The following is a 20,861-nucleotide window of genomic DNA, read 5'->3' as shown; positions in this document are numbered from 1 at the left end:
TCAGACGGCCTTCGGCGCCGGCGCGAGCATGCGCACCACCAGCCGGTGCAGCTCCGGCAGCCGCTCCGTGATGTTCCATTCGGGGTGAAGCTGATGGTTGAGGATGATGCCGTCGCCGAGGATCTGGAGCAGCACCAGCACCTGGTCGAGGGGAATTGCAGGGTCGATCTCGCCGCGCGCCACCGCCTCCTCCAGCGCCGCCATCAGGTGGCCGCGGGTCTCCGCCTCGCAGGGCTCCACCGCTGCGCGCAGCGAGGCGTTGCGGATCGCCTCGGCCATGATCTCGGGGCCGAGCGTGGCGGTGGGCAGTGCCTGCTCCTCAAGCAGCAGGCGCAGGCAGTGCATCAGCCCGCCGAGGATGGTGGGCGCCTTGTGCACCTCGTCGAACACCTTGAGCCGCTCCGCCCGCTCGTCCTCGACGATGGCGGCGATGATCGCCTCCTTGGAGGGGAAGTGGCGGTAGAGCGTCCCGGCGCTCATCCCCGCCTCGGCGCAGATCTTCTGCATGGAGGCGCCGTGGAAGCCGTCGCGCGCGAAGCAGGCCATGGCGGCGGCGAGGATGCGCTGCTGCTGGGGACTGCGCTTCGGGCCGGCAGGCGTTTCCGCGCGCGGCGCTAGGAGGAGGGACAAGGCAGGCTCCGGGATGCGAATGAACGTTCGCTCTCACTACCCGAAAGGCCACGCTCGCGCAAGAATGAACGTTCATTCGCGTTTTAGACGGGCGCAGCCGACGTGCCGCGCCGATCTGGCGGCCACCCTGCGCCGGGTGCCATCGTGCCCTTGAGGGCGCGGCCGGGAGCGCTTACCTGTGACCGGAACCGCCACCGGGACGCGCCATGCTCGCCGCCGCCTTCGAAGCCCTGCGCCAGACCTTCTCGCCCCTCCTGAGGGGGCTGCTGCTGAAATCCGTCGTCCTGGCCCTGCTGGTGCTGGTGGCGCTCGGCGTCGGCCTGGAGGCGGCGCTGACCCATTTCGTCGACATCCCGACCTATCCCTGGGTCGAGACCACGCTCGCCGTGGTGGCCGGGCTCGGGCTGGTGTTCGGCGTGTTCTATCTGGTGCCGGCGGCCTCCTCGCTGGTGGCCGGCTTCTTCGCCGACGACGTGGCGGAGCGGGTGGAGGGCGCGAGCTATCCCGGCGACCGGCGCGGCACGCCGCAGCCCATCCTGCGCTCGCTTGCCTATTCCATCCGCTTCTTCGGCCTGGTGCTGGCGGTCAACCTCGCCGCTTTGCTCCTGCTGCTGGTGCCGGGCGTGAACGTGATCGTCTTCTATGTCGCCAACGCCTACCTGCTCTCGCGCGAATATTTCGAGATGGCGGCCATGCGCTACCGCACGCCGGAGGAGGCACGGGCGCTGCGCCGGGCCAACGCCACCACCATCTTCATTGCCGGCCTCCTGATTTCGCCGATCCTGCTGGTGCCGATCCTCAACCTCATCACCCCGGTGTTCGGCATGGCCTACATGGTGCACCTGCACCGCCGGCTCGCGCCGCTGCCCGACGCCGGCGCTAGGCGCATCGGGGAAAAAGCCGCCGCGGCGTCCTGAGACGCGGGCCGGGACGCGGCCATGTTGCACTGCGGCTGAAAGAGGGCTACAGCCCCCCGGCGTGCCGCGGCCCGGGCCGAGCCGCGCCCGAGGACGGCTCTTCCTCCATCCTGCGCCGGGAGGCGATGATGAAGCGCTCCACGCTGTGGGTGGCGGTGGCCAGCGTCGGCGTCGGCGTCGTGGTCCTGGGCCTCAAGACGCTCGCTTATCTCGTCACCGGCTCGGTGGCGCTGCTGTCGGACGCGCTGGAAAGCATCATCAATGTCGCCGCCTCGCTGGCGGCGCTGGCGGCGCTCCACATCTCCGCCCAGCCGGCGGACACCAACCATCCCTACGGACACCACAAGGCGGAGTACATCTCCGCCGTGGTCGAGGGCGTGCTGGTGGTGCTCGCCGCCTTCACCATCCTGCGCGAGGCGTATCACGGCTTCCTCGACCCGCGCCTGCCCGACCAGCCGGTGAAGGGCATGCTGCTCAACGGCGCCGCGACCGCCCTCAACGCGGTGTGGTGCATGGTGCTGCTGCGGGTCGGCCGGGCCAACCGCTCGCCCGCGCTGATCGCCGACGGCAAGCACATCCTGACCGACGTCGTCACCTCGCTCGGCGTGCTCGCCGGCTTCATCCTGGTGCCGATCACCGGCTGGCCGCAGCTCGACCCGCTGCTGGCGGCGCTGGTGGCGCTCAACGTGCTGTGGACCGGCTGGGGCCTGATGCGCGAATCCGTGGGCGGCCTCATGGATGCCGCGCCGCCGCCGGACGTGGTGGCCCGCATCCGCGAACTGGTCTCCACCCATGCCGAAGGCGCCATCGAGGCGCACGATCTGCGCACCCGCCATGCCGGGCGCATGACCTTCGTGGAGTTCCACCTGGTGGTGCCGGGCAGCATGAGCGTGGCCGCGGCGCACGACATCTGCGACCGCATCGAGCGCGCGCTCGAAACCGACATGGACGACACGGAAATCACCATCCACGTGGAACCGGAAGGCGAGGCCAAGCATAGAGGCGTGGTGGTGCTCTGAGCGCCGCCCGGCGCCGGGAGCAGTTGCTTCGGCGCGCCGGCCGATTAAAGTTCGCCTCCCGTTCCCACCGGATTGCCCATGGCCCCCATGCTTCTCCTCGCGGACATCGGCGGCACCACCACGCGGCTCGCCCGCGCCGGTGCCGACGGTCTGCCGTTCGACGTGCGCATCGAGACCAACGATTCCTATGCCAGCCTCGACGATCTGGTGGGCGCCTATCTCGCCGGCCTCGGCGGCGCGCGGCCGACGCTCGGCGCGTTCGCCGTGGCGGCCCCCGTCGACGGCGAGGACGTGCGCCTCACCAACCGCAACTGGCGCTTCAGCCGCACCGCCTTCGCCGGCGCCATGGGGCTTGCCGAGCTGGCGGTGGTCAACGATTTCGTGGCGCTCGCACATGCGGTGCCGCTGCTGAAGCGCGAGGACCTGATCGAGGTCGGCGCCGGGCGGGCGGCGCCGGGCGAACCCATGCTGGTCTGCGGCCCCGGCACCGGGCTCGGCACCGCCGTGCTGCTGCCGCGTCCCGAGGGCAACATCGTGCTCGCCAGCGAGGCCGGCCACATGCGCCTCGGCGCGGTGACGACCGACGAGGCGCGGGTGATCGCCCATCTGGTGCGCGACCTCGGCCCGGTGGCGGTGGAGCACGTGCTCTCCGGCCAGGGCCTGGTGCGCCTGCACCGCATCCTCACCGGCGAGAGCCTCACCACCCACGGCATCATCAAGGCCGCGGTGCACGGCCAGCGCAGCGAGCGGGAAACCTGCGACGTGTTCCTGCGCCTGCTCGGCCGGGTGCTGGGCGACCTGGCGCTCGCCTTCGACGCCCGCGGCGGCGTCTACGTCGCCGGCGGCATCGGCCGCGCCATGGCGCACATGTTCGCGGACAGCCCGTTCCGCGCCGCGTTCGACGACCATCCGCCCTATACCGACCGGCTCACTTTGATGCCGGTGCACGTGGTGATGCACGCCACGCCCGGTTTGCTGGGCGCAGGCCAGGTGGGCCGCGCCTTGCTGGCGAAGCACGCGGCGGCCGGCTGAGCCGTCAGGCCGCGAGCGGGCGCGCCTCCTCGGCGTCGCAGAAGGCGGCGAGGAGGTCGACGAGATCGCGCCCTGCCGCGCCGAGATCGTCCCTGGCGCACAAGGCAAGCTCGGTAGGGGCGATGTCGGGCCAGCCCTCGCCGGCAGTGAGAACGCGGTGGTCGGCGGTGATCGCCCGGCGCGACAGCACGGCGACGCCGAGCCCGCCCTTCAGCGCCGCCTGGATGCCGAGCAGGTCCGAGCTTTCATAGGCGATGCGCCAGGGCCGCCCGGCGCGCTCCAGCGCATGCACGGCCCGGCCGCGATAGAGGCAGCCCTGGCGGAACGCGACCAGCGGCACCACCCCGTCCGGCGGCAGGCGACCGGCCCCGGCCACCCAGGCGAGGCGCTCCGCCCAGGCGCGGTGCGCCGGGCCCGCTCCCGGCTCACGCTTGGCGAGGGCGATGTCGAGTTCGCCGCGGGCGAGCGCCGCCAGGAGATCGGTGCTCAGGCCGCACTGCACCGCGAGGCGCACCTGCGGCCGCGCCGCCGCGAACGCGGAGACCACCTCGGTGAGCGCCGCCACGGGAATGTCGTCGGGAATGCCCAGCCGCAGGGCGGGCGCCGGCGCGGGGCCGGTGAGCGCCGCCTCGGCCTCGGCATGGAGCGCCAGGATGCGGCGGGCATAGCCGAGCAGCACCTCGCCCTCCGGCGTCAGGCTCACCCCGCGCCCGTCCCGCAGCAGCAGGTGCCGGCCGAGCTGCTCCTCCAGGCGGCGGATCTGCTGGCTCACCGTGGACTGGGTGCGGTGGACCCGCTCGCCGGCCCGCGTGAAGCCGCCCGCCTCCACCACGCTCACGAAGGCCTTCAGGAGATCGGGGTCCAGCATCACGGCACACACATTCGTTTTTCGAATGCGGATGATGGGCACATTCAATTTCCCAATGCAAACCGCGCGTGCTTTCTGCGCCCCGGGAGACTTGCCAAATGCACGCCGCCGCCGTCCGCAGCCGGGACTACACGCCCGTGCTCATCCTCGCCTTCTGCCTGCTGTGGAGTTCGGCCTTCGCCGCGGCGAAGGTGGCGCTCGCTTACTGCCCGCCGCTGCTGCTGCTCGCCGGCCGCTTCCTTTTGGCCGGCACGCTGATCCTCGGGGCCTGCGCCCTGCTCGGTCAGCTGAAGCGCATTCCGGCGCGCGAGGTGGCGGCGCTGGCGCTCATGGGGGTGCTGAACAATGCCTGCTATCTCGGCCTGAGCTATGTGGGCATGACCACGGTGTCCTCGGGCTTCACCGCCGTCATCATCAGCGCCAACCCGCTGCTCACCGCGCTCGCGGCCGGCCCGCTGCTGGGCGAGCGGCTGACGCCGCTGAAGCTCGCGGGGCTCGGCCTCGGCATGGCGGGGGTGGCGCTGGTGGTGCGCTCGCGCATCGGCTCGGGCGCGGAGGACCTGACCGGAACGCTGTTCGTGCTCGCGGCGCTGGTGACGCTGGCCGCCGCCACCCTGCTGTTCAAGCTGGTGCGCACTGGCGCGCCCTTGTGGATGGGCAGCGGCATCCAGTCGCTGGCGGGCGGGCTCGCTCTGCTGCCGGTGGCGCTGATGACGGAGAGCCTGGATGCGATCCAGCCCTCGCTGCCGCTCGCCGCCGCCTTCCTCTATCTGACGCTCGGCGCCTCGGTGGCGGCGTTCAGCCTGTGGTTCTTCATCCTGTCGCGGGCGAGCGCCACCAAGGCGAGCGCGCTGCATTTCCTGATGCCGCCGCTCGGCCTGATGTTCGGCTGGCTGCTGCTGGGCGAGAGCGTGCCGCCGCTCGATCTCCTCGGCATCATCCCGATCGCGCTCGGAATTCGCCTCGTGACCACCGGCGGGCCGGTCAGAAGCGGTATTGGGCGCTGAGGACGAGGCCGTTCTCCTGCGGCGCGTTGCGGGCGAAATAGGTGCCGACGACGGAGAGCTGGAGCGTCAGCGCCGGCGTCCAGTCATAGGCCGCGCCGAGCTGCAGCTTGTAATACTCGTAGGAGGCGCCGAAATACGGGCCCTCGCCCGCACCCTCCGAGACCACGTTGAAGGACTGCGCCAGCACCTGCCAGCGCTCGGCCACCCGCACGCCCAAGGTGGCGTCGAGGTGGAACTCGTCCGGCGGCGGCCCGGAGCGCTGGCGCTGCGCCGCTTGGAGATCGAGATAAGCCGGCTTGCCGAACAGCGTGAAGGAGAGCCCGGCCAGCACGCGCAGGTCCAGCTCGCCGTCCTCGTAGCCCACCGCCGCCGCGCTCTGGGAATTGCCGGTGCCGGAAATGCGCGCCACCGCCTGCGCCGAGAGCACGAAGGTTTCGCTCTCATAGAGCCGCACCCGCGCCCCGAGGCTGGTATAGCCCGGCCCCGCATAGGAGGCGGAGCCCGGCTCCCCGAGCCGCACGGCGAGGAATTGCGGCGCGGCGATCAGGGTCAGCCAGTCGGTGGCGCCGTACTCGAAGACGAGGTCCACCTCCGCCTTGTCGTAGGGCCGGCTGGAAAGCAGGTCCGAGGAGGGGCCGAATTCCTGGTTGGAGGTCGCCACCGTGGTCTGGACGATGACCTGGCCGCCGCCGGCCGGCAGCGTCCAGGCGCCCGCCAGGGCCGGCCGCGGCGTGAACAGGCATCCAAGGCCGAGGAGCATGCCGAGCGCGAGCGCCAGATCGAGCGGCGGGATAAAGGCGAGGGCGTGCCGGCGTGGCCGCGCCTGAATTGCACGCAGCCCGGCACCTCGTCCCGATCCGTCGCCACGCCCCCCCATGGCCCGCGCCCCCGACCGGAATTCACTATAGGCCGCAATCGATGTGGAATGCACGCCCAGCGCGCGATCTCACCTTGCGTAAATTTCATGTACCTCGTCTTGCCGCCCCATTTGGAACCCACCATATTAGCGGCGGACTGCCCGAAGCCTTGCGGCGCGGGCGGTCGGAGATCTTTTCAAGGGGAACGACGATGTCCGACTATGATCGCAACGTCGCCGGGCGTTGGAACACGACGGTGGCGCGCTCGCAGGCCGCGATCGACCAGGGCCTCCGCTCATACATGCTGAGCGTCTACAACTACATGGCGCTGGGCCTCGCCATCACCGGCGCGGCCGCGCTCGGCACCTTCATGATGGCGGTGACGACGGACCCGGCCACCGGACGCATGGCGCTGACCGCTGTGGGTCAGTTCCTTTTCCAGAGCCCGTTCCGCTGGGTGGTCATGCTTGCGCCGCTCGGCGCGGTGTTCTTCCTGAGCTTCCGCGTGGAACGCATGAGCGTGCCCGCCGCCCAGCTGACGTTCTGGCTGTTCGCGGCCATCATGGGCATCTCGCTGTCGACGATCTTCCTCGTGTACACGCACGAGAGCATCGTCCGGGTGTTCTTCATCACCGCCGCCTCGTTCGGCGCGCTGAGCCTCTACGGCTACACCACGCAGCGTGACCTCTCCGGCATGGGCTCGTTCCTGATGATGGGCCTGTTCGGCATCATCATCGCCTCGGTCGTGAACATCTTCCTCGGCTCCTCGATGCTCCAGTTCATCGTGTCCGTGGTGGGTGTGCTCGTGTTCGCGGGCCTCACCGCCTACGACACGCAGCGGATCAAGGAGATGTATTTCGCCGGCGACGACGCCGCCGTCATGGGCAAGAAGGCCATCATGGGCGCGCTGGCGCTCTATCTGGACTTCATCAACATGTTCATGATGCTGCTGCAGCTGTTCGGCGGCCGCAGCCAGGATTGAGGCCTAGCCGCGACGCCGCTCTCGCGAGATGAGGAGAAGCCCCGGCCGCTTGGCCGGGGCTTTTCTGTTTGAGCGGATGGGTCGCGGCGATATGCTTGCGGCGCCCCCACCTGCGCAATGTCCTGCCCCCGCCCCATGCTCATCCGCGCCGCCACTGCCGCCGACCTTCCCCATATTACCGCCATCTATGCGCAGGCCGTGCGCGAGGGCACGGCGAGCTTCGAGCTGGTGCCGCCGGGTCGGGAGGAGATGGCGCGGCGCATGGCGGCGATCGCCGATCAGGGCTATCCCTACCTCGCCGCCGAGATCGACGGCGCCTTCGCCGGCTATGCCTATGCCAGTGCCTTCCGGCCGCGCGCGGCCTACCGGCACACGGTGGAGGATTCCATCTATGTGGCGGCGGCCTTTCATGGCCGCGGCATCGGCCGCGCGCTGCTCGATGCGCTGATCGACGCCTGCGAGCGGCGCGGTTACCGCCAGATGGTGGCGGTGATCGGCGACAGCGCCAATGAGGGCTCGATCGCGCTGCACCGCGCCTGCGGCTTCGCCCATATGGGAACGCTCGCCGCGACCGGGCTGAAGTTCGGCCGCTGGGTGGACACCGTGCTCATGCAGCGCCCGCTCGGGCCCGGCGCCAGCGACATTCCGGGGATGTAGGCGCCGGGGCCTTCCCGCGCGCCCCTCCGGTCAGCGGGTGATGAGCGTGCCGGCGCCGTGGTCGGTGAGCAGTTCCAGCAGCACCGCGTGCGGCACCTTGCCGTCGAGGATCACCACCCCCTCCACGCCCTGCTCCAAGGCGTAGATGCAGGTCTCCACCTTCGGGATCATGCCGCCGGAGATGGTGCCGTCGGCGATCAGCGCATGCGCCTCGGCGATGGTGAGCTTCGGGATCAGCGTCTTCGACGTGTCGAGCACGCCCGGCACGTCGGTGAGCAGCAGCAGGCGCTTGGCGCCGAGCGCGCCGGCGATGGCGCCGGCGAAGGTGTCGGCGTTCACATTGTAGGTGCCGCCGTCCACCGCCGCCGCCACCGGGGCGAGCACGGGGATCAGCTCGCGGCCGAGGATCTGGTCCAGCACCATGGTGTCGACGGTGTCGGGCTCGCCGACGAAGCCGAGGTCCACCACCTGCTCGATCTTGCTGTCCGGGTCCACCAGGGTGCGCGTCGCCTTGCGGGCGCGCACCATGTTGCCGTCCTTGCCGCACAGGCCGATGGCCTTGCCGCCCGCCTCGTTGATGAAGCCGACGATCTGCTTGTTGATGGAGCCCGCGAGCACCATCTCGACGATCTCCACCGTCGCCTTGTCGGTGATGCGCAGCCCGGCCGCGAACTGCGACTTGATGCCGAGCTTCTCCAGCATGGCGCCGATCTGCGGGCCGCCGCCGTGCACCACCACGGGGTTCACGCCCGCCTGCTCCAGGAGCACGATGTCCTGCGCGAAGTGGCGCGCCACGTCCTCGTTGCCCATGGCATGGCCGCCGTACTTCACCACGACGACGGCGTCGTCATAGCGCTGCATGTGCGGCAGCGCGCGGGCGAGGACCTCGGCCTGAAGATGCGCCTCGTTGGCGGGGAACGGCTCGCTCATGAAAGGCTCGCTCTCGGGAATGGCGGTCTGACGTTCCGGGCGGACCGGCCGGGCCGGGTCCGCGCGCTCCGGGGCCGGCGCGCGCCGGCCGCCGCCCTTCTAGCCGGTTCGACCGCGCCGGGAAAGGCCGCCGCCAGGGCGGGCGCCGGGACAAGGCGACGTTACGGAAGGTGCAAAATTTGCCCGGCCGTCACCTGCAAGCCATGGCGCCACCACAATCTCCATGTCATGAGCCGCCTCGGCGGCGCCCGTTCCGGCGCATCGGCGCTCGGCATGGCTCGGGCCGCCGTCCTCCCCGCGGAACCCCGATCATGGACGCCAGAACCGCCCCCTCAGCGCCGGCCGCCGGCAGCAAGCCCGCCGCGCACCCGGTTCTGCCGGCCCGGCCGCACCATGACCTGCCGGGCCGCGTCATCGCCGCGGCCTTCCTCATCGGCCTGGCGCTGGTGGCAATCCCCATCGTCACCCATCCCATCCCTCCGCTGTCGGACTACGTGAACCACCTCGCCCGGATGCACGTGATCGCCGTGCTGCCGCACGACGCCGACCTCGCGCGCTTCTACCGCGTGGAGTGGGCGGTGATCCCGAACCTGATGATGGACCTGCTGGTGCCGGTGATCGACCGCTTCACCAACATCTACGCGGCGGGCGAGATCTACACGCTGATGTGCTTCGCGCTCATCGCCGGCGGCACCATGGCGCTGCACCGGGCCCTGTTCGGGCGCTGGTCGTCGGTGCAGCTGCTCGCCTTCCCGCTGCTCTATAACGGCGTCTTCCTCATCGGCGTCATGAACTACTATTTCGGCATCGGGCTCGCGCTGTGCGCGCTCGCCGCTTGGGTGGCGCTGCGGGACAAGCCGTGGCCCTGGCGGTATGCCGCCTCGACCGCGTTCGTGGTGGCGCTGTTCTTCTGCCACCTGGTGGCGGCCGGCATCTACGGCATCGGCCTGCTCGCCTTCGAACTGCTGCGCCTGTGGCAGGGCCGCGGGCGGCCGCTGGCGCCGCGCCTCGCCGCGTTCGTCGCCGCCGGGCTGCCGTTCGCGCTGGTCGGGCCGCTGATGCTGGCAAGCCCCACCTGGGGCCTGTCGGGCGAGAACTACTGGGAGCCGAAGGGCAAGATCGAGGGCATCGAGCTCATCTTCAACGTCTATTTCGACTATGTGGCGTTCGCGCTCACGGCGGTCGTGGTCGCCGCCGGCATCTGGGCGGCGCGCCACCGGCTGCTGCGCGTGCACCCGCTGCTGGCGACGCTCCTGCTGGTCGCCGGCGCGGTCTATCTCGCCATGCCCCGCGTCGCATTCGCCACCTACATGGCGGACCAGCGCATCCCGGTGGCCATCGCCTTCATGGTGCTCGCCACCATCAGCGTCGACCTGCGGCACCGGCTGGCGCGGCGCGGCTTCCTCGTGGTGCTGCTGGTGATGGTGGGCGTGCGGGTCGCCGAGGTGCAGGTGGTGTGGGACCAGCTCACCCGCTGGACCTTCGACTTCCGGCGCTCGGTCGGCGACATCAAGACCGGCTCGCGGGTGCTGGTGGCCTATGCCGACGTCAACGGCGGCGAGGACGTGCGCGACCTCGGCCTGATGCACGCGGCCTGCCTCGCCATGATCGAGAAGTCGTCGCTGGTCACGACCGCCTTCACGGTGAAGGGCAAGCAGATCCTGCGCGTGAGGCAGCCCTATGCCGCCACCGTCGACACCGAGGACGGGACGCCGCCCCAGCTGGAGCAACTGCTGATCGCCGAGGACGAGCCGACGGTGGACGGTGCCCGCTACTGGGACCTGTGGCCCCAGCATTTCGACTATGTCTACCTCCTGTTCACCGAGCGCGGGGCGCCGAACCCGGACCCCGACCGGCTGAAGCTCGCCTTCGAGGGCGACCGATTCCAGCTCTACAAGGTGATCCCGCCGGGCGGCTGACCGGCGCGCCTCAGAACAGCGGCGGCACGAAGCCCACCTGCAGCGGGCCGAACCGGAGCGCGCCCTTGTTGAACGACAGGGCATAGCTCACCCCCCTGCGGCCCTCCACGGTGGTCGGCTTTCCCACCATGGCCAGCGCAGAGACGATCGGCGCGAGGTCGGACGGGATGGCGCCCGCCCGGCCGAGGCCGGCCACCAGATCCTGGAAGCCGGCGAAGCCGAGATCGAGCTTGCCGTTGAGAAGCCCGGCGGGGTCGACCGAGAGCGCGCCGGACGCGGTGGCAGCGACGGTGGGCGTGGTCAGGGCAAGGCGCTCCAGGCGGGCGACGCCGCCCGCCGCGGCCCACGCCCTCAGGCGCTGCTCCACCGGCATGGGACGAAGGTCTGCCGCCGCGGTCACGGTGCCCTGGATCGTCACATCGAGCGGGCCGGGGCTGCCGGCGCGGTCCAGCACCGCGGCGCGGGCGTTCTTGGCGCCGAAGGCGAAGTCCACATTGTCGAGGGCGCCGCTCGGCCCCGGCGTGCGGCGCACATGGAACTCGACCAGATGCGCGCCGATCACGGCATCGCCTGAACCCGGCGCTGCGGCGGACGTCGCCGGTGCGGGTGCGGGAGCGGGTGCCGCGCCGGGGTCCTGCGCCTCCTGAAGGCGCGGTTCCATGACCTGGACCGAGAAGCGCTGCGGCTGCCCCGAAAGGTCGCCCACGCCGCTCATCTGGAGCACCTGCCAGGTGGCGGCGTAGCTCTTGCCGGAGCCCCGATCCATCACCCGCGCCGGCGCCTGGAACTCGGCGACGATGTGGTTCGGCGCCCAGATCTGCGCCACCACCTGGGCGGAAGCCGCGGTGATGATGATGGAATCGCCGCCGCGGGTCTCCAGGCTCGGGCTCCGGCACTTCAGCTCGAAGCGGAACGGATAGCCGGCAAGGTGGCGCTCGCCGCAGTTCCAGATCCGACCGAGCCGCGCCTCGCGCGCGACCCAGGCTTCGATCTCGCGTTCGGCCCGGTTGGAGGCATAGACCCACACCCCGCTCCAGATCACTGCGACGAGCAGGAACAGGGCCAGCGGGACGAAGACGATCCAGGACTTCCTGCGGGCGGACGGTGCGGCGTCATCGGACATGGGCAACCTGGCTCGTGCTTGCGGCGGGGCTCTGGCGCTGTTAGGCGACGCTCTTCGCCGTCTGTCAACGTACCCCGCGGGACCTTGCCGCCATGCCGCCCGATCCGGTGCCGCCGATCGATCGCCCGTTTGCTCCCTCCGCCAGGCCGTCGCACGACACGTCGCACGACACCTGGGTGTTCGCCTACGGCTCGCTGATGTGGAACCCCGGCTTCGCCTTCGCGGAGCGGTGCGAGGCGCGGCTGATCGGCGCCCATAGGGCGCTGTGCGTCTATTCGTTCCACCACCGGGGGACGCCGGAACAGCCCGGCCTGGTCCTCGGGCTCGACGTGGGCGGCTCGTGCCGGGGCATCGCGTACCGCGTCGCGGCGGGAGACTGGCCGGCGGTGCATGCCTATCTGACGGAGCGCGAGCAGATTTCCGGCGTCTACCGCGAATGCACGCGGCGCATCCAGCTGCTCGACGGATCGCGCCGCACCGAGCCGGCCCTGGCTTATGTGGTGAACCGCGCGCACCCCCAGTACGCCAGGGGCCTCGGGCTCCAGGAACAAATGGAGCTGGTGCGGCGCTCGCACGGCAAGTCCGGCCCCAACGTCGACTACGTGGTCGCCACCGTCTCGGCGCTGGAGGCGCTGGGCCTGGCCGACGCCGATCTGGCCTGGATCGCCCGCCAGCTGCGGCCGGGGCATGCCGGCGCCTGAGGCGGGACGGCTCAGGCCGCCGCGCGGCGCGCGATCAGCAGGCCGAGCGAAGCGGCGCTGTCGGCCGGGCGCGGCGTCGCGCGCTCGATGGGAGCGCGGTCGCGGATCAGCCCGCGCAAGGCCGGCGCCGGCGCGTCGCCGAACACATGGATGTGAATCTCCTCGGCATCGAGGCGCTCCGCCATGCGCCGCGCATCGGCGCCCGGCCGTCCCGCCCACATGGCGATCGGGCCGGCGGGGGTGCGGCGGGTGACGAGGGCGATGGCGTCCGGATAATCGGGCGCCTGGTCGGCCGGATAGACCGAGAAGACATGGCGGACGCCGTCCGCATCCCGCCAGAAGCGGTAGCGCGCGCCCAGGGCGCCGTTGCTCAGGCCGTTGAGCCGGCCCGCATCGGCCAGGGGAAGGAGGAGCGAATCAGTCGCGTTCATGAGAACGAAACTAGAACGGTCGCCGCACCCCATCAAGAGTTTTCCACAGAGTGTGGATAACAGGACGTTTCCGCCTACCTCACCCTGCCCCTCGCTCCGCGCCGAGCGCCGCCCGCCCCTCGGCGAGAAGGCGGTCACTGGCGGCCTCGATATCGTGCTCGATGCGCGCCATGAACGCATCCCGCGGCAGCCCGGCCGGCAGCGCCGGCAGGAACTCCACGATGATGGTTCCGGGCCGGAAGTTGAGCGCCCGGCGTGGCCAGAACAGGCCGGAATTGAGCGCCACCGGCAGGCACGGCACGCCGAGGCTCGCATAGAGGTGGGCGACGCCGAACTTGTATTCCGGCGGTGCCCCCGGCGGGCGGCGCGTGCCCTCGGGAAAGATCAGGATCTGCCGGCCGCCGGCGATCTCGGCGCGCGCGGTGCGCGTCATGGCCTTCAGCGCGCTCGACCCGGCGGACCGGTCCACCGGGATCATGCGCGTCTTGGCCGCGAACCAGCCGAAGATCGGGATCCGCATCAGCTCGCGCTTCAGGATGAAGGCGGGGTCGGAGAAGTAGGGCAGCAGCGCCAGCGTCTCCCACGCCGACTGGTGCTTCGCCACGATCAGCAGCGGGCCCGGCGGGATGTTCTCGGTCCCGCGCACCTCGGCGCGGATGCCCACGATCACCCGCAGCAGGAACGCCACCGCGCAGACCCACGCCGTGACGCCGGTGCGCCACAGGGTCTGCCGCGAAATGAAAGGCAAGGCCGGGAGCAAGACCAGCATGTAAAGCAGCGTCACGCCATAGAACGCGGCCTGGAACAGGGCGGAGCGGACCACGCTCACGACGCCGCCCTCCGCGTGGCCGACCGGTGGCGCCGGACCGCGCCGGGGCTCACGGCCCAACGCGCGCCTGTTCGCCCGGCGCCGCCACCGCCTGCGCCGGCCGGATCTTCACCGCAGCCATCACGTATTTGAGGTATTCCTTGAGGATAAGCTTCAAGGTCGGGGGATCGCGCCACCATTGCTCCGCCTGCATCCGCGTGGAGACGACGGGATAAGGCACAAACTCCACCTCGGGCAAGGCGCGCTCCAGTTCCAGCATCGCCCGCGGCATATGCCAGGAGCTTGTCACCACCAGGATCGAGCGGAAGCGCTGGCTGCGGGTCCACTCCGACGCCTCGATGGCATTGCCCAGCGTATTGAGGGCCTTGTGCCCGAGATCGACGCAGCAGGCGATGAGCCGGTCCGCGTCGCTTTGCGGCAGGCTCTCGCGCAGCATGTCGGACGAGGTGGACGGATTGACGCCGGTGATGAGCAGCCGCCGGCCATGGCCTTCCGCCAGCAGAGCCAAGGCGTCCGGAATGCGTGCGGCCCCGCCCGTGAGCACGACGATGGCGTCGGCCTTCTTCACGCTGGACGGTTCGCGCGCGGCGATCTGGGCGGTGAACACGAGAAAGCCGGCGAGGCCCGCCACGCCGGCGAGGCCGACCAAGAGCACGACCAGCGTCACGGCGCGGCGCAGCAGCGTGCGCCCCATCGAGGTCCTGCGCGCCTCTTTTTCCGCCCGGCGCGGGGCCAGGGCTCCGTTGGACAGGCTCATGACGGCGACCATGATGCGCGAATGCGGCGCGCGCGAGGACGGCCCCGCCGCCAGCCGCGAGGCACCGGGCGGATCATTGAATCGTCCTGAGCGTTCGGTAAACGGTCACGCGCGAGGTGAGCGCGGTGGCAAGCGCCACCGTTACAACCGCGAGGCCGATGCCGGCAAATCCCAGCGGGCCGGGATCGAGCCAGCCGAGGAAGGCCGTCTGGTCCTCGCCCGCGGGCAGCAGGCCCGAACGCGGCAGGAAGGCGACGGCGAGGAAGATGGCGCACGCGGAGAGGCCGCCGATCAGCCCGCCCTCCGCGCCGATGCGCAGGAAATGGCGCTGGAACTGGGCGGCGATGAAGCCGTCGCGGGCGCCCACGAAATGCAGGACCTCGACGACGGACCGGTTCGTCGCCACCGCCGCGCGGGTCGCGAACACCACAGTGAGGATGGTGGCGAGCGCCACCAGCGCCAGGAGCCCGATGCCGGTGACGGTGACGCCCTGCGCCATCAGGGCGAGCCGTTCCGACCAGTTGCGATGGTCGTCCAGGGTGGCGGTCGGGATGCGGTCGGACAAGGTGCGCTTCAGCCGCGGCAGGTCCGCCCGGCCGGTGCCGTCGAGCCGCAGGACGATGACGCGCGGGACCGGCAGATCAGCAAGGTCCAGTCCCGCCCCGAGCCAGGGCTCCAGCAGGCGGGACGTCTCCTCCGGCGTCAGCACATGGACGCCGGCGATGCCGGCGGTGCCCTTGGCGAGGTCGACCGCCGCCTGCACCTGGGCGTCGGTCGCGGCCTTCTCGCCGGCGCGGATCTGGATCGTCACCTCGCGCTTCACGTCGGCGCGCCAGGTCGCGGCGGTGGCGCGCACGGCGAGCGCGGTGCCGATGGTGAGGGAGGCGAGGAAGGTCATGATCGCCACCACCGCCACCAGCGCCCGGCCGGCGACCGTGGCGCGCGGCACGATCGCCGCCGCGCGCGAGGGGCGCGCCGGCTTCCCGGCGGGGCCCATGGGAGCGCCGGAGATGGCCTTCTCCACGCGTTCGGTCTCAGTCGTAGACATAGAGCCGTCCGTCCGCGATCACGAGGCGCCGCGCGTCGAACTGGTCCATCAGCGCGATGTCGTGGGTGGCGATCAGCACCGAGGTGCCCGACTTGTTGAGCTCGATGAACAGGCGCAGCAGGCGGCGCGCCAGCGTCGGGTCCACATTGCCCGTCGGCTCGTCGGCGAGCAGGAATTCCGGCCGGCCGATCAGGGCACGGGCGATCGCGGCGCGCTGCTTCTCGCCGCCCGACAGCACCGGGGGCAGCACGTCCATGCGGTCGCCGAGCCCGACCCATTGCAGCAATTCCGTCACCTCCGCGCGGTAACTGGTCTCCTCCTTGCCGAGCACGCGCAGCGGCAGGGCGACGTTCTCGTAGGTGGTGAGATGGTCCAGCAGGCGGAAATCCTGGAACACGATGCCGATGCGCCGGCGCAGCACCGCCACCTCGTCGGGATCGAGCGAGGACACGTCGCGCCCGAACAGAGTGATGAGCCCGCGCGTCGGCTTCAGCGACAGGAACATCAGGCGCATCAAGGTGGTCTTGCCCGCACCCGAGGGTCCGGTGAGGAATTGGAACGAATTGGGCTCGATGCCGAAGGACACGTCCTTCAGCACTTCCGGGCCCATCCCGTAGCGCAATCCCACATTCTCGAACCGGACCACCGACGCCACCCCCGCGAATCGTCCAAGGCGCACGCGGACAACCATAAACCAAGCGCGGCGCGGCGAAACCGCCCTGCCCCTGGACGGGGTCGGAGCGCCGGTCCATGCTCGCCCCTCCCCCCAGACGAGGAACCATGACGCTGCCCAACATCACCGTCCTCTATGACGAGAACCGCATCGCCGCCCGCAACCACGCTTTGGCCGCCGAGATCGCGCTGGCGCGGCCGGACGCCCTCCTGGCGGTCGCGGTGCTGAAGGGCTCGTTCATGTTCGCGGCCGACCTCCTGCGCGCGCTCCATGCCTCCGGCCTCACGCCCGAGGTGGAGTTCGTGCACCTGTCCTCCTACCGCGAAGCGACCATTTCCTCGGGCCAGGTGGAGATCCTCAAGGACATCGAGAGCGACGTGCGCGGCCGCGACGTGCTGCTGATCGACGACATCCTGGAATCCGGCCGCACCCTCGCCTTCGCCAAGGATCTGCTGATGGCGCGCGGGGCGCGGCGGGTGCTGGTGTGCGTGCTGCTGGAGAAGCCCGGCAAAAGGGCGGTGCAGATCGACGCCGACTTCGTCGGCTTCGCGTGCCCGGACGTGTTCGTGGTGGGCTACGGCATGGACGTCGCCCACGCCTTCCGGCAATTGCCGTTCATCGGCCACATCCAGGGGCTGGACTGAGCCGGTAGGCCCCCCTTCCTTTGGGTCATTCTTGTAGTAAGGCCAAGCTTGTGAAATCGGTATCTGCCCTCGCGAGCGACCGCCGGGAGGGCCGGTGCCGGCACGACGCCGGCGCGGCGCGGGCCGAAACCACCGGGGCGGATCGCTCTTCGGGGGCGGCGCGTCGGAGGGGGCTTTCACATGCGTGTTCAACTTGCTCTGGCGGCTGCGCTCGCCGCACTGCCGCTGCTGGGCGGCGCGGCGTCCGCCGACGTGGTCTGGCATCCGGCCAACGGCCAATCCTGCCGCGACGTCTGCGGCATGAAGAAGATGGAGCCGGTCTCGACCGGCGCCTGGAAGAACAGCCAGAACCTGTTTTATGTCTGCGCGGCCAATCAGAATGGCGAGGGCTGGCGCCCGGGCTTCAACCTGACGCCCAGCTGGGCCAATGTGTGCATGGTGCCCTACGGCAAGCAGGAGGTGCGCGCCTCCAGCTACAGCTGCGCCTGCCAGTGAGCGGGCGCCAGTGAGCGGGCGCCGCTTGGCGCCCGCTCGGTTCAGGGCCGCCCCCGGCGGTGTCAGGGCTTGACCACCTCCACGGTGGGCTTCGGCGTGGCCGCGGTCTCCACCGGCAGCACCGGATAGATCACCTGCGGCACCTTGCCGGTGAGCGAATGCAGGAAGGCGGTGATGAGCTTCACCTCCTGCGGGTTGAGCTCGGCGCCGAGCTGCGCGGTGCCCATGATGGCCACCGCGCAAGCCAGGCGCCCGCCGGATGCTATTCGCCGCTCCGTGTTCGTTTGATTCTTGAAAGACATAACGCAAGCGGCGGCCGCGCTGCTGCGAACTCTTGAGCCAGATGCGAAATACCGCGAGCGGCGGGGGCGGAGCGGCGGGCGGCATGCATCGCCGCCCGCTCAGCCCGAATTGCGCAGGCCGGCCGAGATGCCGTTGATGGTCAGCTGGATGCCGTGCAGCACCTTGTCGTCGCCGCCATTGCCCCGGTGGAGCTTCAGAAGCTCGATCTGGAGATGGTTCAGCGGGTCGAGATAGGGGAAGCGGTTGCGGATCGAACGGTCGAGCAGCGGGTTGCCCTCCAGGAGCCGCGCCTGCCCCATGATGGCGAGCAGATGGGCGATGGTGAGCCCGTATTCCGCGCGGATGCGCCCGAAGATCTCCTCCCTCAGCCGCGCGTCCGGCACCAGCTCGGCATAGCGCGAGGCGACCGCCAGCGAGCTTTTCGAGAGCACCATGTCCATGTTGGAGAGCAAGGTCCGGAAGAACGGCCACTCGCGGTACATGGCCTGCAGGAACGACAGGCCGTAGTCCGGCCGGCGCGCGGCGAACGCTTCCACCGCGGTGCCGAAGCCGTACCAGGCCGGCAGCATCAGCCGGCACTGCGCCCAGGAGAACACCCACGGGATGGCGCGCAGCGAGGTAATGGCGCGGGTCTTCGCCCGCGAGGCGGGGCGCGAGCCGATGTTCAGCGTCGCGATCTCGGAAATGACGGTGGAGGACCAGAAATAGTCCTCGAACCCCTCGGTCTCGTAGACCAGGTGCCGGTAGGCCCGGAACGCCTCGGCGGAGATTTCCTCCATGGCGCTGAGGAATTCCGGCCGCGGCGCGGTGTGCTGCGGCTGGAGCAGCGAGGCCTCCAGCGTGGCCGAGACAAGGATTTCCAGGTTGCGGCGCCCGACGTCCGGATTGGAATATTTGGAGGAGATGATCTCCCCCTGCTCGGTGATGCGGATCTGCCCGTTCACCGCCCCGCCCGGCTGGGCGAGGATGGCGTCGTAGCTCGGGCCGCCGCCGCGCCCCACCGAGCCGCCGCGGCCGTGGAACAGGCGCAGCCGCACGCCATGCTTGCGGAACACCTCGATGAGGCCGATCTCGCCCTTGTAGAGCTCCCAGCCGGAGGTGACGAAGCCGCCGTCCTTGTTGGAGTCGGAATAGCCGAGCATCACCTCCTGCTCGTCGCCGCGGCTCTTCACCAAGGCGCGATAGGCGGGGATGGCGAGCGCGCGGTCCATCACCTCGGCGCAGGCCTGGAGGTCGGCGATCGTCTCGAACAGCGGGATGATGTTGAGCGCGCTTGTGCCGTCGGCGGTCACGAGGCCCACCTCCTTCAGCAGCAGCGCCACCTCCAGCAGGTCCGAAACCCCCTCGGCCTTGGAGATGATGGCGTTCGGGATCACCTCTCGCCCGAGCGCCCGGTGCGCGGCGGCGGCGGTGGTGAGGATGGCGAGCTCGGAGACCGTCTCCGCGCCGTAGTCCACGAACGGCGAGGACAGCGGGCGGGCGGTGCCGATCTCCTTCAGCAGCAGGTCGATGCGCGCCCCCTCGGCGAGGCCGAGATAATTGGTGCCGGGCGCCACCTTCTCGAACAGCTCGGCGACCACGCGCTCGTGCACGTCCGAATTCTGCCTGAGGTCGACGCAGGCGAGATGGAAGCCGAAGCCGTCTACCGCCCGCCGCAGGTGCCGCAGGCGCCCGCGCGCCAGGATGGCCGAGCCGTTGGCGCCGAGCGAGCGATGGAGGGTGTCGAGGTCGGCCTTCAGTTCGCCCGGTCCGGCATAGGGATGGTCGGCCAGCGCATCGGGCGCGACATCCGGCACGCCTGCGCCGGACAGGCGGCGCGCCGTCGCGGCAAGGCGTCCGCGCACATAAGCAAGCGCCAGCCGGTAGGGCTCCTCGCGGTGTTCCTGCGAGCGGTCCGGCGAGGCGACCGCGAGCGCCGCCAGTTCCTCGGACACGCCGACGAGGCGCCCGGCCAGCGACAGTTCCGCCCCGAGCGCGTGGAGTTCGGCATCGTAATAGGCCAGCACCCGCTCGCGCTGCATCCGGACGGTCTCGGACAGCACCTCGGCGGTCACGAATGGGTTGCCGTCGCGGTCGCCGCCGATCCAGCTGCCGATGCGCAGGAACGAGGGCAGCTCCACCGCGCGTCCGTCGCCGGCCATGTGCGCCAGCTGGTCCTCGATCTGGCAGTAGAGCCGCGGGAGCTGCGAGAGGAAGGTGTAGTCGTAATAGCTGAGGCCGTTCGCCACCTCGTCGAGCACGGTCAGCTTGATGCGCCGCAGGAGGGCGGTCTGCCAGAGCGTGAGCACGGCGCGGCGCAGCTCCTCCTCCTGCTCCGCGCGTTCCTGCGGCGTCTGCTCCATGCGCTCGGCGCGCTCCAGCAGGCCGGCGATCTCCATCTCGCGGTTGAGCGTGCTCTTGCGGCGGACCTCGGTGGGGTGGGCGGTGAGCACCGGGCTCACATGTGCGCCGCTGAAGAAGCCGATCAGCGCCTCGGCCGAGATGCCCCGTTCGCGAGCATGGGAGAAGGCATGGGCGAGGCTGCCGGCGCGCGGCGCGGAACCGGCGATGGCGTGGGCGCGGTTGCGCCGGATGTGGTGCTCGTCCTCGGCGATGTTGGCGAGGTGGGAGAAGTAGCTGAAGGCGCGGATGATCTCGACCGCGCGCTCGGGGTCGAGGCCGGCGAGCAGGCTCTCCAGTTCATCGCGGGCGGCCTCGTCATTGTCGCGGTGGAAGCGGATGGAGATCTGGCGGATGCGCTCCACCAGATCGAACACCTCTTCGCCCTGCTGCTCGCGCACCGTGTCGCCGAGGATGCGGCCGAGGCGGCGGATGTCTTCGCGCAGCGGCTCGTCCTTGGCCTCGCCGTCCGCCGCCCGCATCGCGTTCGGGGCCTTCAAGTTCGTCATCTGGATGTCCCGCCAAAAGCGGCCGCTCCCGGCCCGCAATCCGACCCGAGAGCCCGTGACGGGCTCACTCCCCAGGAGGCCGGCGGCAAGGTCGCCGCGACCGCGGCGCGCCCCGGTGGCCGGGCTGCGCCGCCTCCCTGCTGTGGTCAGT

22 protein-coding genes are annotated in these 20,861 nt (G+C 70.5%); 10 read left to right on the top strand and 12 right to left on the bottom strand.

Annotation, left to right across the window (positions count from 1 at the left end; translation table 11 throughout):
* Positions 1-630: a TetR/AcrR family transcriptional regulator gene (locus D9R14_RS19335; RefSeq protein ID WP_121624992.1), complete on the bottom strand. Its 630-nt coding sequence runs from the start codon at positions 628-630 to the stop codon at positions 1-3.
* A gap of 206 nt (positions 631-836) precedes the next feature.
* Between D9R14_RS19335 and D9R14_RS19330 the strand changes: the two genes are divergently transcribed.
* The 3 genes from D9R14_RS19330 to D9R14_RS19320 all read left to right on the top strand — a co-directional run bounded on the left by D9R14_RS19330 (position 837) and on the right by D9R14_RS19320 (position 3,598).
* Complete coding sequence (locus tag D9R14_RS19330) at positions 837-1,547, top strand: sulfate transporter family protein (protein ID WP_121624991.1); 711 nt, start codon at positions 837-839, stop codon at positions 1,545-1,547.
* 128 nt (positions 1,548-1,675) lie between these two features.
* On the top strand, positions 1,676-2,566 hold the full coding sequence (locus D9R14_RS19325; RefSeq protein WP_121625035.1) for a cation diffusion facilitator family transporter: 891 nt from the start codon (positions 1,676-1,678) through the stop codon (positions 2,564-2,566).
* Between the two features lie 78 nt (positions 2,567-2,644).
* A complete protein-coding gene (locus D9R14_RS19320) occupies positions 2,645-3,598 on the top strand; it encodes a glucokinase (protein WP_121624990.1) in 954 nt (317 codons plus the stop codon).
* Between the two features lie 4 nt (positions 3,599-3,602).
* On the opposite strand, the gene D9R14_RS19315 is transcribed toward D9R14_RS19320, so the two are convergent.
* Positions 3,603-4,466, bottom strand: coding sequence for a LysR substrate-binding domain-containing protein (locus D9R14_RS19315; protein ID WP_121624989.1), 864 nt, complete (start codon positions 4,464-4,466; stop codon positions 3,603-3,605).
* A 98-nt stretch (positions 4,467-4,564) separates the two neighbouring features.
* On the opposite strand from D9R14_RS19315, the gene D9R14_RS19310 reads away from it, so the two are divergent.
* A complete protein-coding gene (locus tag D9R14_RS19310; protein WP_121624988.1) occupies positions 4,565-5,473 on the top strand; it encodes a DMT family transporter in 909 nt (302 codons plus the stop codon).
* Here D9R14_RS19310 and D9R14_RS19305 read toward each other — a convergent pair.
* Positions 5,451-6,350: a transporter gene (locus D9R14_RS19305; RefSeq protein ID WP_147453071.1), complete on the bottom strand. Its 900-nt coding sequence runs from the start codon at positions 6,348-6,350 to the stop codon at positions 5,451-5,453. The two genes, D9R14_RS19310 and D9R14_RS19305, sit on opposite strands and share 23 nt — an antisense overlap.
* Positions 6,351-6,541: 191 nt before the next feature.
* Here D9R14_RS19305 and D9R14_RS19300 point away from each other — a divergent pair, with 191 nt between their 5' ends.
* Positions 6,542-7,312: a Bax inhibitor-1/YccA family protein gene (locus tag D9R14_RS19300; protein ID WP_121624986.1), complete on the top strand. Its 771-nt coding sequence runs from the start codon at positions 6,542-6,544 to the stop codon at positions 7,310-7,312.
* A gap of 117 nt (positions 7,313-7,429) precedes the next feature.
* Entirely contained in the window at positions 7,430-7,969 is a 540-nt protein-coding gene (locus D9R14_RS19295) for a GNAT family N-acetyltransferase (protein WP_121624985.1), read from the top strand.
* A gap of 30 nt (positions 7,970-7,999) precedes the next feature.
* Here the strand turns inward: D9R14_RS19295 and argB are convergent, their stop codons facing one another.
* Positions 8,000-8,899, bottom strand: a complete 900-nt coding sequence (gene argB / locus D9R14_RS19290) for an acetylglutamate kinase (protein ID WP_121624984.1) — start codon at positions 8,897-8,899, stop codon at positions 8,000-8,002.
* Between the two features lie 311 nt (positions 8,900-9,210).
* Between argB and D9R14_RS19285 the strand changes: the two genes are divergently transcribed.
* Complete coding sequence (locus tag D9R14_RS19285; protein ID WP_121624983.1) at positions 9,211-10,818, top strand: glycosyltransferase family protein; 1,608 nt, start codon at positions 9,211-9,213, stop codon at positions 10,816-10,818.
* Between the two features lie 10 nt (positions 10,819-10,828).
* Here D9R14_RS19285 and D9R14_RS19280 read toward each other — a convergent pair whose 3' ends face one another.
* Positions 10,829-11,941, bottom strand: a complete 1,113-nt coding sequence (locus D9R14_RS19280) for a DUF2125 domain-containing protein (RefSeq protein ID WP_121624982.1) — start codon at positions 11,939-11,941, stop codon at positions 10,829-10,831.
* Between the two features lie 92 nt (positions 11,942-12,033).
* Between D9R14_RS19280 and D9R14_RS19275 the strand changes: the two genes are divergently transcribed.
* On the top strand, positions 12,034-12,642 hold the full coding sequence (locus D9R14_RS19275) for a gamma-glutamylcyclotransferase (RefSeq protein WP_121624981.1): 609 nt from the start codon (positions 12,034-12,036) through the stop codon (positions 12,640-12,642).
* An 11-nt stretch (positions 12,643-12,653) separates the two neighbouring features.
* On the opposite strand, the gene D9R14_RS19270 is transcribed toward D9R14_RS19275, so the two are convergent.
* The 5 genes from D9R14_RS19270 to ftsE form a co-directional block, all read right to left on the bottom strand.
* The gene (locus tag D9R14_RS19270) at positions 12,654-13,073 is read right to left on the bottom strand and encodes a hypothetical protein (protein ID WP_121624980.1); all 420 of its coding nucleotides are present in this window, start codon (positions 13,071-13,073) and stop codon (positions 12,654-12,656) included.
* 79 nt (positions 13,074-13,152) lie between these two features.
* Positions 13,153-13,902 carry a lysophospholipid acyltransferase family protein gene (locus D9R14_RS19265; protein WP_245420898.1) on the bottom strand — a complete coding sequence of 250 codons (750 nt, stop codon included), beginning with the start codon at positions 13,900-13,902 and terminating at the stop codon, positions 13,153-13,155.
* Positions 13,903-13,951: 49 nt separating this feature from the next.
* Positions 13,952-14,596: a YdcF family protein gene (locus tag D9R14_RS19260; RefSeq protein WP_170168685.1), complete on the bottom strand. Its 645-nt coding sequence runs from the start codon at positions 14,594-14,596 to the stop codon at positions 13,952-13,954.
* A 136-nt stretch (positions 14,597-14,732) separates the two neighbouring features.
* Positions 14,733-15,707 (bottom strand): cell division protein FtsX, encoded by a 975-nt coding sequence (locus tag D9R14_RS19255; RefSeq protein WP_147453070.1) that lies wholly within the window; start codon positions 15,705-15,707, stop codon positions 14,733-14,735.
* On the bottom strand, positions 15,694-16,353 hold the full coding sequence (gene ftsE, locus D9R14_RS19250; RefSeq protein WP_121625033.1) for a cell division ATP-binding protein FtsE: 660 nt from the start codon (positions 16,351-16,353) through the stop codon (positions 15,694-15,696). Before ftsE ends, D9R14_RS19255 begins: the two co-directional genes overlap by 14 nt.
* Before the next feature lie 134 nt (positions 16,354-16,487).
* Here ftsE and hpt point away from each other — a divergent pair, with 134 nt between their 5' ends.
* Positions 16,488-17,024 (top strand): hypoxanthine phosphoribosyltransferase, encoded by a 537-nt coding sequence (gene hpt, locus D9R14_RS19245; RefSeq protein WP_121624977.1) that lies wholly within the window; start codon positions 16,488-16,490, stop codon positions 17,022-17,024.
* A gap of 180 nt (positions 17,025-17,204) precedes the next feature.
* On the top strand, positions 17,205-17,519 hold the full coding sequence (locus tag D9R14_RS19240; protein ID WP_121624976.1) for a hypothetical protein: 315 nt from the start codon (positions 17,205-17,207) through the stop codon (positions 17,517-17,519).
* 62 nt (positions 17,520-17,581) lie between these two features.
* Here D9R14_RS19240 and D9R14_RS19235 read toward each other — a convergent pair whose 3' ends face one another.
* Positions 17,582-17,746, bottom strand: a complete 165-nt coding sequence (locus D9R14_RS19235; protein WP_210210877.1) for a hypothetical protein — start codon at positions 17,744-17,746, stop codon at positions 17,582-17,584.
* A 174-nt stretch (positions 17,747-17,920) separates the two neighbouring features.
* The gene (gene ppc, locus D9R14_RS19230) at positions 17,921-20,710 is read right to left on the bottom strand and encodes a phosphoenolpyruvate carboxylase (protein WP_121624975.1); all 2,790 of its coding nucleotides are present in this window, start codon (positions 20,708-20,710) and stop codon (positions 17,921-17,923) included.
* Positions 20,711-20,861: the final 151 nt, after the last annotated feature.

Origin of the sequence: Xanthobacter tagetidis (assembly GCF_003667445.1) — a bacterium.
Taxonomy (GTDB): domain Bacteria; phylum Pseudomonadota; class Alphaproteobacteria; order Rhizobiales; family Xanthobacteraceae; genus Xanthobacter; species Xanthobacter tagetidis.
This window is presented reverse-complemented; position numbering and strand designations above follow the sequence as displayed.